The sequence below is a fragment of the Myxococcus vastator genome (assembly GCF_010894475.1).
Lineage (GTDB): Bacteria > Myxococcota > Myxococcia > Myxococcales > Myxococcaceae > Myxococcus > Myxococcus vastator.
Genome location: NZ_JAAIYB010000246.1, coordinates 1 through 12,189, shown reverse-complemented (window position 1 = coordinate 12,189; position 12,189 = coordinate 1). Strand labels below are relative to the sequence as shown.

Genomic DNA, 12,189 nt, shown 5'->3' with positions numbered 1-12,189 from the left:
GATCAGGAAAGGCCCCATGTAGCGTCCGGGGGCTACCCGCACGGTCAGGACCCCGGGCCGCGCCAGTGCCTCGCCAAACCTGCGCAGCGGGCGCTCACGCGAGCCGTCGCCAGGCTCCGCTCCAGCCGCATCCACCCAGAGGGTGCCGGGGGCCGGGGACGACGCAGGCGGTGGCGTCCCGCGAGGCGCCGGGCTCCGGCAGGCGCTGACGAGCAGCAGGATCAAGGACAGGAAGGTTCGAAAACGCACGCAAGCGAGCATCCTAGCGCCTTCCCGCCGGAGTTCACGCGAACGCGATCAGACCCCCTTCGCAAGCGATCAATATTCCAAAGACTTTCTTGAAAACACGATCACACACGGCTTTTTCCAATTCACCGCGAATGGGTGGCGATGATGTATCGGAAAGCGACGCGCCACACTCTTCCTATGCCCGGTGTTTCAGAGGGCCAACTTTTCGTCTGGAGGCCGATTTTCCGGCTCCAAACCGCGGTCGGCATTGACAGGGAAAAGAGCGATTTGTTACCACCAGCCGGGTTAAAGCACTTCAAGGCCAGACAACGGACGGAGGGGCGTAATGACCAAGGCAGAGCTCGTCGAGGTGGTGGCGGCGCAGACACGTCTCACCAAGAAGTCGGCGGCGCAGATCCTCGACATCGTCTTCACCAACATCGGTAAGGCGGTGAAGAAGGACGCCCGCTTCAGCTACCCCGGCTTTGGAACCTGGTCGGTTCGGTCGCGCAAGGCTCGCAAGATTCGCAACCCCCAGACCAACGAGATGATGAAGCTCAAGGCGTCGAAGACCATCGGTTTCCGGCCCGCCAAGGAGCTGAAGAACTCCCTCTAGGACACCGCCCAGGGACTTCGCTCAGGGGCGCTCACCCGAAAGGGGGCGCCCCTGTTGCATTGCGGGGTAGCGCCCGCCGGGCCCCCGGGCCACGGACGGCATGGGCTCCGGAGGTGGCTCCGCGTCCCCCAGCGCCTCCAGCGGGTCCATGGGCTGGCCGTCGCGCCACAGCTCGAAGTGGAGGTGGACGCCGGTGGCCAGCCCCGTCTCCCCCGCCAGTCCCACGGCGTTGCCTCGCTCCAGCACCTCGCCAGGGGCCACCAGCACGCGGGACAGGTGGCTGTAGCGCGTCACCCAGCTGCCCTCGTGTTGGACCACCACCTGGAGGCCGTGGTCGCCATTGTGGCTCGCACGCAGCACCACGCCCTTGTCCGCCGCGTAGATGGGCTGGCCCTGCGTCGCCGCCAGGTCGACGCCCAGGTGGCGCCGGTGCACGCCCGTCACGGGGTGCCAGCGGTAGCCGAAGAGGCTGGTGACGGAGACCGGCTCCACCGGCCAGGTGAAGCGCGGAAGCGCATCTTCGGCTGGCTCGGGCGGCTGCTCCAGGCGGCGCAGCTCGGCGGTGCGCAGCGCCAGTCGGCCCACGCGCAACACCACCGCCTCGGCCAGGGGTGCCGGCATGTCGCCGTAGGTGAAGCCGTCCCGCTCCAGCTCGGCCTCCAGGACGCTCTGGGCCTGCAGCAAATCACCTGAGCCGACGCGCGGCGCCGCTCGACGCGACAGGAAGCCGTCCAACGCGAAGGTCACCTGCTCCCAGTTCTCCACCTGGGCGGCGGGCATCGTCCCGCCTCTCGCCACCTGCTGACGCAGGCTCTGCGCTCGCGACGCGAAGGCGGCGAGCACGGCATGCAGCTCCGGTGCAGTCTCGGGCGCGGGCGGGCGCGCACGGAGGAGCGCTGGCGCCGCATCCGGCGCGCGCGGCCGTGAAGTCGAGGTGGCGTAGAGCTCCTCGAAACTCATCTTCGGCTCCGCGCCACGGGTAGCGCAGGCACAAACACCAACGAAGGCGAGGAGGCTGAGGCGGCGCACGGCGGTGCGAGCCTACCATGCCCCGACTGGAGCGCTCCTTCCCCACCCCGCGTGCGCGCCCAGGGGTGTCCACGGGCGCGCGTTTCACCCCAAGGCCGTGCTCAGCCCACGGCGCGGCGGATGCGCTGCAGGGCTTCGTCGATGTCGGCAGCGGACACATCCAGGTGGGTGACGAGGCGCAGCGTCCGCGGAGCGCCCGCGGGGTTCGTCAGGACCCCGTGCTGCTCCAGTTGCGCCACCATCTCCAGGGCGGGCCGGGAGAACTCCGCGAAGACCATGTTGGTCTCCACCCATGAAGCGTCGACCTTCACCCCGGGCAGTTCCGCCAGCCCCGCGGCCAGCCGGCGGGCGTTCGCATGGTCGTCCGCCAGCCGCTCCACATGGTGCTCCAGTGCATGCAGCGCCGCCGCCGCCAGGATGCCCGCCTGCCGCATGCCACCGCCCAGCCGCTTGCGCAGCCGGCGCGCCTCGCGAATGACGTCCGCGCGCCCCGCCAGGGCCGAGCCCACCGGAGCGCCCAGGCCCTTCGAGAAGCACACGGACGTCGTGTCCGTCAGCGCGGCCCAGGCGGACACCGGCACGCCCAGGGCGACACCGGCGTTGAAGAGCCTGGCCCCGTCCAGGTGGACGGCCAGCCCCGCCTTGCGCGCCGCTTCCACGACGGCCCGGAAGCGCTCCACCGGCCATACCGAGCCACCACCCCGGTTGTGCGTATTTTCCAGCGACAGCAGGCGCGTGCGCGGGTTGTGGATGTTGTCCTCGCGCACGGCCGCGCTCACGTCCTCCGGCGACAGCAGGCCACGCTGTCCTGGCAGCGGCTGCGGCTGCACGCCCCACAAGGCAGGCACCGCGCCCCCTTCGTAGTGGAGGATGTGGCTGCCGGCCTCGGTGAGCACCTCGTCTCCCGGCCGGCAATGCGCGCCGATGGCCAGCTGGTTGGCCTGCGTCCCCGAGGGCACGAAGACCGCGGCCTCCAGGCCGAGCCGCTCGGCCACCAGTGCCTCCAGGCGGAGCACGGTGGGGTCTTCGCCATAGACGTCATCCCCCACTTCGGCTTCGGCGATGGCGCGCCGCATGGCGGCCGTGGGCTGGGTGACAGTGTCGGAACGGAAGTCGATGCGCTTCATGAATCTCCCCGAATGGGTGCGTCCAACCGGTGCTTGGGCTCGCAGCCGGTGTGACATACAACGGCGCCGTGCCTGGACGTGAGACCGTCACCGAGAAGCGAAAGCGCGCGCTGCGGGTGATGGACCGCCTGGCCGCGGACATGCCGGATGCCCGCATCGAGCTGGACTACCGGACGCCCCTGGAGTTGCTGGTGGCCGTCATCCTCTCCGCGCAGTGCACGGACAAGCGCGTCAACCTGGTGACGCCGGCCCTCTTCCAGCGCTTCTCCGACGCCCAGGCCTACGCGGAAGCAGAACCGTCGGACGTGGAGCCCTTCATCCGCACCTGCGGCCTGTACCGCGCCAAGGCGAAGAACATCGTCGCGGCCGCCCGGGCGCTGGTGCGGGAGCACGCCGGGCAGATTCCCTTGCAGCGGGACGCGCTGGAGAAGCTGCCAGGCGTGGGCCGCAAGACGGCGGGTGTGGTGTGCATCCACCTGGGAGGCGACGCGGCCTTCCCCGTGGACACACACGTGAAGCGGCTCGCCTTCCGGCTCGGGTTCACCACGAAGGCGGACCCGGACAAGGTGGAAGCCGACATGCAGGCCGTGCTGCCGTCGGAGCGGTGGACCCTGGGCCACCAGCTCCTGGTGTGGCACGGGCGGCGGACCTGCTTTGCCCGCTCGCCCGCGTGTGAGCGCTGCGTCGTCGCGGACCTGTGCCCGAAGAAGGGCGTGAAGGTCCAGAAGGACGCCGGCGCTACGGAGACGCCGGCGCGCTCACCTCGCGCTCGCGCGAAGTCTTGAGGCGCTTCATCCGCTTGCGGATGAACTCGCGCTTCAGCGACGAGATGTGGTCCACGAAGACGGTGCCGTCGAGGTGGTCCGTCTCGTGCTGCACCGCGATGGACAGCAGCCCGTCACAGCGCAGCGTCTGCTCCTGACCGTCCGGGTCCAGGAACTTCACGGTGACCACGGCGGCCCGGTCCACATCCGCGGCCTCGCCGGGGATGGACAGACAGCCCTCGTTGTAGGTCGTGTCGCCTTCCATGGCGATGATCTCCGGATTGATCATCGCCAGGGGCTTCAGCTCCGGCTGGCTGTGCGTGGTGTCCAGCACGATGACGCGCTGGAGCACGCCGATTTGCGGGGCGGCCAGGCCCACGCCTTCAGCGGAGTACATCGTTTCGAACATGTCCTTCACCAGCGCGCGGGTGGAGTCATCCACCTTCGCCACCGGCTTGGCCTTCTGCTTCAGGACAGGGTCGGGCCAGATGAGGATCTCGCGGACCATGGACGCCGTCTTAATCTCCCCGGAGCGGACGGGCAACCGCTCCGGGTGAGCCGCCCTGCACTCCCGGGAGGCCGTCCGTCCAACGGGCGTCAGTCGAGCAGGCTCCGGGCGTACTCCGCGCGCAGCCGGTCGTCACCCAGGGCCTGGGCGGCCTCGGCGAGCACGGTGCGAATCTGCTGCGCGCGGTGCTGGAGCGCCGGGTCGGGGTGCCCCGCGAAGCGCAGGGGGTTGAACTCGGCGGCCAGCAGCTCGTAGGCGCGCTTGACCTCCTCGCCCCCCGCCGAGCGGGCCAGCCCCAACACCGTGAAGTAGTCCGCGTCCTGGATCTCCTCGAACTTGGATTCCAGCCGCCGGACGTCCAGCTCCGGCGGCAGGTCGCCCGCGTCCGCGGCCGTGGCGGGCTCCAGCGAGACGAGCCCCAGTGTCCGCGCCACCGCGAGCGACTTCAGGGCCGTGTCCTGCGGCAGCCCCGCCCCCAGGAGCAGCGCCTCCAGCGTGTGCGCTCCGTCCACCTGGGACAGGAGCTGGAGGTCCCGCGAAGGCAGGCCGAAGTCACCCGGGACCAGGTGGATATCGCCGCGGGTGACGCGCGCGCGCAGGCTCCCCGCGGCCTCCAGCAGGGATTCGGAGGTGAGGGTGTTGCGCAGGGCCTCGGCCAGCAGGTGCAGCGGCGGACGTGTGGCGGCGGCGAGCGCCACCTCGTGCGGCGCCGGCTCTGGCACCAGGCGGTAGAGCGTCGAGGGCTCCGCCAGCGCGTCCAGGAAGACCTGCTCGGTGTAGCGCTGGACCAGGGGCACGGCTTCGGATTCCCGCAGGTAGCCTCGGCCCCGCAGCGCGTCCAGCAGCGCGGCCGTGGTGGCGCTGCGCACCAGCCGCAGCTCCCCTTCCTGCCGCGCGTCGATGAGCCCGTCCGCGCGGGCCCGGTCGACCAACGACTCCCCTGGCGCGGAGGAGACGGCGCCCACGAGCGACCCGTCCCTCAGCCAGAGGACGCGCAGGGCGTTCATCACCTTCAGCTCCAGCCGCATCTCCATGCGGGCCTCGCAGAGCCGGAGCACCAGCTTCGTCAGGCCATCCTGGGTGACACTGCCACTGCGGGCCACGGCCAGCTCGGGCCTGCCGGGAGGCGCTTCCAGGGGCAGCATGGAGGCTCGAGCCTGGGCGGCGGCTTCCTCCGCGTCCCGGAGGGCGCGCTCCTCCAGTTCCAGGCGCTCGCGCTCGGCGCGGGCTCGCTGTTCGGCGGACTCGGTGCGCAGGGTCTCCAGGGCCTGCTCCAGGGACTCGCGTGCTTCGCGCTCTTTCGCCAGGTTCTCTCGGGACTGCTGGTGCTCCAGGCGGAGCTCGGCGAGCTCCTCGGAGATTCTGGCGTTCTCCGCGAGGAGCCGGGACTCGGACTCGTTGCGGGCTCGGGACTCTTCTTCGAGCCGGGACTCCAGCGTCGTGCGCTGCTTCGCCTCTGCGTCCAGGCGGACTTCGAGGGCCGTGCGATGGCGGCCCTCGGCCTTCGCGCGGGCGGTCGCTTCGGCTTCGGCCTGGGCGGATTGCTGGACGCGGGCTTCGGCCTCGGCACGGCGCTTCGCCTCGGCTTCGGCGCGGGACTCCGCCTCCTCGGCGGACTTCAGCGCGGCTTCGGCGCGGGCTTCCGCTTCGCGCCGTGCGTGGGACTCGGCTTCCGCCTGGGAGACGCGGAGTGCTTCTTCCGTTTGGGCCCGTGCCTTCTCGGCGGCGAGGGACGCTCCTTCTCGCCTGGCCTGGGCTTCTGCTTCGGCGCGCTGCTGGGCCTCCTGCTCGGCGCGGGCTTCTGCTTCGGCGCGGGCCTTCGCTTCACGTTCGGCAAGGGCTTCGGCTTCCGCGCGGGCCTTTGCTTCACGTTCGGCAAGGGCTTCAGCTTCCGCGCGGCGCTCTGCCTCCGCGCGGGCCTGGGCTTCCGCCTCCGCGCGGGCCTGGGTCTCCGCCTTCGCTAGCACCTCGGCTTCGGCGCGCAACGTGGCCTCGTGCTCGGCACGTGCCTCAGCGGCGGCTCGCGCCTCGGCCTCACGGGAAGCACGCGTGTCCGAATCGGTTCGAGAGGACGCCTCGCTCTCCGCGCGGATCTCGATTGCCGCACGCAACTTCGCCTCGCGCTCGGCGCGGGCCTCGATTTCGGACCGTGCGGCCACCTCGGCTTCTGCTCGTGCATCGGCTGCGGCTCGCGCCTCGGCCTCGATTTCCGCGCGAGCTTCGGCTTCACGTCGCGCGAGGGCCTCGCTTTCAGCCCGGGCCTCCGCGGCTTGCCGTGCGGCGGTCTCTGCCTCGGCTCGGGCCTCCGCGACTTGCCGGGCAGCTGCTTCGCTCTCGGCTTGGGCCTCGGCGTCTTTCAGCGCGGCTGCCGAACGCTCTGCTTGAGCCTCGGCATCTTTCAGCGCGGCTGCCGAACGCTCAGCTTGAGCCTCGGCGTCTTTCAGCGCGGTTGCTGAACGCTCAGCTCGGGCCTCGGCGTCTTTCAGCGCGGCTGCCGCAATCTCAGCTCGGGCCTCGACGTCTTTCAGCGCCGCTGTCGCGCGCTCAGCACGGGCTTCGGCCTCAAGTCGTGCAGCGGCTTCTTGCTCCGCACGGGCTTCGGCCTCGGTCCGGGCCGCAGCCTCGCTATCAGCCTGGGCCTCTGCGTTTGCACGCAGCTCCGCTTCCTTCTGTGCCCGGGATTCCGCCTTCTTCGCGCGGGCCTCTGCGTTCGCACGGGCCTCCGCTTCCTGCCCGGTGCGTGCATCAGACTCGGAGATGGCGCGGGATTCCGCGTCCTCACGTGCTCGGGCCTCGGCGTCGGCTCGGGCTTCCGCCGCCTGGCGCGCCAACGCCTCGGCTTCAGCACGCGCCTCGGCATCGACTCGCGCCGTTGCCTCAATCTCGGCTCGGGCATCTGCCTCGGCACGCGCCGTTGCTTCAATCTCGGCTCGGGCCTCGGCCTCGGCACGCGCCGTGGCGATGGACTCCAGACGCGCCTCAGCATCCACGCGAGCCGCGGACTCAATCTCCGCCCGGGCCTCCGCTTCGGCCAGCGCCGTCGCGACCGATTCCACCCGGCCGTCGGCTTCGGCGCGCGCCGTGGTTTCAAGCTCCGCTCGCGCCGAGGCTTCGGCCAGCGCCGCCTCAGCCTCAGCCAACGCGCGCGCCGTCAGTTCCGCGCGCGCCTCCGCCTCCGCCAATGCGCGCGCCGCCAGCTCCGCGCGCGCCTCCGCCTCCGCCTGCGCACGCGCCGCCAGCTCCGCACGCGTCTCTACTTCCTCGATGGCTCGCGACAGGCTCTGCGCACGCGTGTCCGCTTCGAGCCGGGCCTGTGCCTCCACATCGGCGCGGGCCTCCGCGGCCTCGCGGGCACGGGACTCCGCGTCGATGCGCGCTTCCGACACCGAGGTCAGGTCCTCAGCGGACTCGACCCGGCTCTCCGCGGCCTGACGGGCCTTGGACTCCGACTCGGCGCGGGCCTCTGAAACGACGCGCCCCGCGGCCTCCGACTCCAGGCGCGCTTCGAGCGCCTGCAACGCCTGGGTGCTCGACTCGGCGCGGAGCTCCGCCGCCTCACGGGCCTGCGTCTCGGCCTCCGCGCGGGCCTCCGCGTCGACGGCCCGAAGCTCCGCCTCCGCGCAGGCCTCCTCGAACCGGCGCACCTGAGCCTCGACCTCGGCGGCGAGCGACTCCGCTTCCTCACGGAGCCGGACTTGCGCTTCCAGTTCCTCGCGCAGCGCCGAGAGGTCGCCCGTCTCCTGCGCGTCACGCGCCAGGGCGGCCCTGGCGGCGGCGTCCACGGACGAATGCGACTCCCGCTGACGGAGCCCTTCCAGCTCCGCTTCGGCTTCCGCCCGCAGCAAGGACTCTCGCGAGTGCTCCTCTTCTTCCGCCGCGAGCCGCTCCTGGAGCCCCTGAACCTGCTGCTCGAGCTCGCGGCGCAGCGCGGCTTCCCGCTCCAGCGCCTCCGTGACGGAGCTCACACGCGCGTGGGCTTCCTCGAGCTGGCGCTCCGATTCCTCCTGCTGGGCCTGCCACTGCGCCATCAGCGCGGGGACCGCGAAGCCACCAGCCCCCGGGGCAGGCGTCTCGACGACGGGTGGCGCCTCGGGCGCGGGACTCGACGCCTCCGCATCCGAGTCGAACCAGTCATCCCCTACGCTCGACGACCGCGACTCCGTGTCATCGTCGGACGGGGCCGACGCGGATTGCAGCTCCGCCTCCAGCAACTCCCAGTTGGACGCGGAGACCGCCGCCGCATCCGGGCCCTCCGCGGACTGTTCCGGCTCCGGCGTCTCCGCGGACGCACCGAGCGCCGCCTCCGTGCCCCACGCGTCGTCTGTCTCCGACGACGGCGATTCCGGCTCGGCGTCCGCCGCCTGCTCGGGCTCGGACTCGGCCGGCGGGGCCTCACCAGGCGCATCGCCCGCCCCATCCAACTCCGAGTCCGCGCGCGCGGCGTGCTCCAGTTCGGGGTCCGGGGGCAGCTCCGTCCAGGACGAGCCATCCGTGGCCAAGGACGCGAAGGAGGCCTCCTCACGCATGGCGGACAGCTCCGCCTCCGCCGCGGAGAGCGCATCTCCCGCCGGGGCCTCCGGCGTGTCGACGTCGAAGAACCCCTCATCGCCCAACCGAGGCGCCAGGGCCGCCGTGCGCAGCGAGGATTGAGAGACGGCCTCCTCCGTCCAGGCCAACTGCCCCACCGGCGGCGCATCCTCGGCCGGCGAGGCCGCTTCACCCTCGAGCCCCGCGGACGCCTCGTGCGCGTCGTCTCCGGGCACCTCGGCGGCCGGCTCACCGTCCACCGCCGAGCCCCAGTCCTGCCCCTGTGAGGGCTCGCCCCACCCATCCGCGGCATCCGGAGCAAGCGCCGAGTCGATGGAGGCCATCGCCTGGGCCTCCACTTCCAGGTGCGCCCGCTCCATGGCGGTGTCCAGGTCGCGCGTGCTCTGACGCTCGCGGTGCCGCGCCGCCTCGTGGGCAGAGCGCTCCGCGTCCGTCATGGCCGCCAGCTCCCAGTCCGTCTGGTGAAGCGGCGCCAGGTCCCCGAAGAGCGCGTTCTCCAGCGCGGGGTCCCCCGCCACCGAGGGCGGCGGCGTCGCATGCCAGGACTCCGCCTCCGCGCCCGTGGTCGCCGAGTCACCTCCACCAGACGGAGGCAGCTCCCGGTTCTCCACCACGTGCCAGGCGTCCGCATCCGCGGGAGCCTTGACCAGCGAATCCACCAGCGCGACGAAGGCCGCCCCTTCCAGGGGCAGTTGGGCCACGGGCGCGCTGAAGCCGGGGATGGCTTCGCCCAGGAGCAGCACCCGGGCGGACTTGCCATCCGGGTGCTGGAGCAACTCCTCCAGCACGAGGTGGCCCCGGCCACTCTCCACGCCGGGCGCGAGCACGAGCAGCACGGGCAGGTGGTGCCCGTACGCAATGAGGGCATCCGCGGCGGAGGTGGCGAGGATGACCTCGTACCCTTCACGCGTGAGCAGGCGCCGCACGGCGGCGATATTGGCGATGTCGTCGTGGACGAGAAGAACCGGTGCGCCCATGGGGGGGCACCGAGTCTACAGCATGGCCCCCGGATCCACGTCGATCACGACCTTCACCGCGGAAGGAACATCCACCAGGGCCGCTTCCACCCTGGCGAGCAGCGGGGCGAGCGCCGTATGCGTTGGCCCCTTCAAGAGGAGCTGCCAGCGCGTCTTGCCCCGGATGCGGGAGATGGGCGCCAGGGCCGGCCCCAGCATGCGGACCCCGGCGGACGCGGGGGGCATGTGCCGGGAGACGATGTTCCCCAGGGAGCGCGCCACGCTGGCCGTCTGCTCGGGGTGCTCCCCCTCCAGACGGACGGCGGCCATGCGCGAATAGGGAGGGTAGGCCAGCGCCTTGCGCCACTCCAGTTCTTGGTTGGCGAAGCCGTCGAAGTCGTGGGCCAGCACGCGCCGCACCGGCTCCGCGTCCGGGTTGTAGGTCTGCACCAGCACGCGCCCCGGGTCCTTGCCCCGGCCCGCGCGGCCGGACACCTGGGTGAGCAGGTGGAAGGTGCGCTCGGCGGCCCGGAAGTCCGGGATGGACAGCGACGTGTCCGCCATGACGACACACACCAGCGTCACGCCCGGGAAGTCGTGCCCCTTGGCCACCATCTGCGTGCCCACCAGGACGTCCAGTTCCCGGCGCGCGAACGAGGCCAGCATTTCCGTCAGCCGCTCGGCGCTGCTGGCCGAGTCCCGGTCCAACCGGGCGACGCGCGCGGTGGGGATGCGCTCCAGGACCTCCGCCTCCACGCGCTCGGTGCCGATGCCCAGCTTGAGCAGGGGGCCGGTGCACTCCAGGCACTGCTCCGGCACCGGCATGGCCAGGCCGCAGTAGTGGCACACCACCCGGTTCTGCGAACGGTGGTGCGTGAGGCACACGTCACACTCGCTGCACTTGAGTGACAGGCCGCACACCTCGCACAGGAGGACGGTGCTGTGGCCCCGGCGGTTGAGGAAGAGGATGACCTGCTGGCCGCGGCCAATCGTCTCCGCCATCGCCTCCAGCAGCGGCGGGCTGAGGATGGGCGCCTCCTCCGTCACCACGCCCTCGCGCGGACGCTCCACGCGCAGGTCCACCAGCTCGATGGTGGGCATGGGCCGGTCATCCACGCGGCGCTTCAGCTCCAGGAGCTGGTAGCGCCCGCGCTTCACGTTCTCCAGCGTCTCCAGCGCGGGCGTGGCCGAGCCCAGCACCACCACCGCGCCGGCCTGCTTGCCGCGCACGACGGCCAGGTCGCGCGCCTGGTAGCGCAGCTTCTCTTCCTGCTTGAAGGACGGGTCGTGCTCCTCGTCCACGACGATGAGCCCCAGGTTGTCCACCGGCGCGAACACCGCCGAGCGCACGCCCACGGCAATCTTCACGTCGCCCCGGCGCAGCGCCTGCCAGTGGAAGAGCCGCTCCCGGTCCTTCAGCGCCGAGTGCAGCACCGCCACCTCCGCGCCGAAGCGGCTGCGGAAGCGGCCCACCAGCTGCGGCGTCAGCGCGATCTCCGGCACCAGGATGAGGCTGCCCTTGCCCAGCGACAGCGCGTGCTCCGCCGCGCGCAGGTACACCTCCGTCTTCCCGCTGCCGGTGACGCCGTGCAGGAGGAAGGGCTGGAAGGCGGCCGCGTCCAGGGCCGCGCGCAGCACCACGCCCGCCGCGTCCTGCTCCGGCGTGAGGTGGTCCGGGCGGCCCTGAATCAGGCCCTCCTTCACGCTGGCCTCCACCGTCTTCTCCTCCAGACGGGCGAAGCCGCGCGTGGCCAGCTTCTTCAGCGTCTCCCGCGCGCCCGGAATCGCGTGGGCGACCTCCTCCAGCGGCGCGCGGCCTCCCACGGCCAGCAGGTACGCGAGCGCGGCGGACTGGGCGGGCGCGCGCGACAGCTCCGGCGGCACCTCGTTGACGAGCGCCACCGCGAAGTGCTGCACGTCCGGCCTGGCTTCCTTCTCATCCACGGCCTTCGACAGGCCGGGTGGCAGCGCGCCGCGAATCACCTCACCCAGCGGATAGCGGTAGTGCACGGCCGCGAAGCGCAAGAGCGCGATGAGGTCCTTGGGCAGCGACGGCGAGTCCTCCAGCACGCGCTGGACGGCCTTGAGCCGCACCTTCTCGTCCGCCGGCGGAGACGCGGGCCCCAGGTAGAAGCCCAGCGCCGTGCCCCGGCCGAAGGGCACCAGCACGCGCTGCCCCGGCTCCAGGCGGCCCGCCAGCTCATCCGGGAGGGAGTAGGTGAACTCGCCCCGGACGGGGCGGCCAACGGCGATGGAGGCCAGGACGGGAGTGCTCACTTCGGCGCGCACTGTAGCGGCGGCGACGGGCCCGGACAGTTCCCGGCGGCTTTTCACACCGGAGGTGCGCACCGCCCCGCTCCACAAGGGTCGCTGTTCCATGTCACTCCCTTCAACCACCGCCCCGGCCCCATCC

7 protein-coding genes and 1 pseudogene are annotated in these 12,189 nt (G+C 71.7%); 2 read left to right on the top strand and 6 right to left on the bottom strand.

Annotated elements, in window-relative coordinates; translation table 11 throughout:
• A pseudogene (locus tag G4D87_RS22800) lies at positions 1-249 on the bottom strand (hypothetical protein); the annotation flags it as partial.
• 325 nt (positions 250-574) lie between these two features.
• Between G4D87_RS22800 and G4D87_RS22795 the strand changes: the two are divergent.
• Entirely contained in the window at positions 575-844 is a 270-nt protein-coding gene (locus tag G4D87_RS22795; RefSeq protein WP_002635502.1) for an HU family DNA-binding protein, read from the top strand.
• A gap of 21 nt (positions 845-865) precedes the next feature.
• Here the strand turns inward: G4D87_RS22795 and G4D87_RS22790 are convergent, their stop codons facing one another.
• Positions 866-1,873 (bottom strand): M23 family metallopeptidase, encoded by a 1,008-nt coding sequence (locus G4D87_RS22790; RefSeq protein WP_163784320.1) that lies wholly within the window; start codon positions 1,871-1,873, stop codon positions 866-868.
• Positions 1,874-1,974: 101 nt separating this feature from the next.
• Positions 1,975-3,000, bottom strand: a complete 1,026-nt coding sequence (gene ltaE / locus G4D87_RS22785) for a low-specificity L-threonine aldolase (protein ID WP_163784319.1) — start codon at positions 2,998-3,000, stop codon at positions 1,975-1,977.
• A gap of 68 nt (positions 3,001-3,068) precedes the next feature.
• Here ltaE and nth point away from each other — a divergent pair, with 68 nt between their 5' ends.
• Positions 3,069-3,785 carry an endonuclease III gene (gene nth / locus G4D87_RS22780; protein ID WP_205507689.1) on the top strand — a complete coding sequence of 239 codons (717 nt, stop codon included), beginning with the start codon at positions 3,069-3,071 and terminating at the stop codon, positions 3,783-3,785.
• On the opposite strand, the gene def is transcribed toward nth, so the two are convergent.
• From def to priA, 3 genes are all read right to left on the bottom strand, one after another.
• Positions 3,739-4,272, bottom strand: coding sequence for a peptide deformylase (def, locus tag G4D87_RS22775; RefSeq protein WP_163784317.1), 534 nt, complete (start codon positions 4,270-4,272; stop codon positions 3,739-3,741). The two genes, nth and def, sit on opposite strands and share 47 nt — an antisense overlap.
• 89 nt (positions 4,273-4,361) lie before the next feature.
• Entirely contained in the window at positions 4,362-9,797 is a 5,436-nt protein-coding gene (locus G4D87_RS22770) for a response regulator receiver protein (RefSeq protein WP_163784316.1), read from the bottom strand.
• Between the two features lie 15 nt (positions 9,798-9,812).
• Complete coding sequence (gene priA, locus G4D87_RS22765) at positions 9,813-12,155, bottom strand: replication restart helicase PriA (RefSeq protein ID WP_371928578.1); 2,343 nt, start codon at positions 12,153-12,155, stop codon at positions 9,813-9,815.
• Positions 12,156-12,189: the final 34 nt, after the last annotated feature.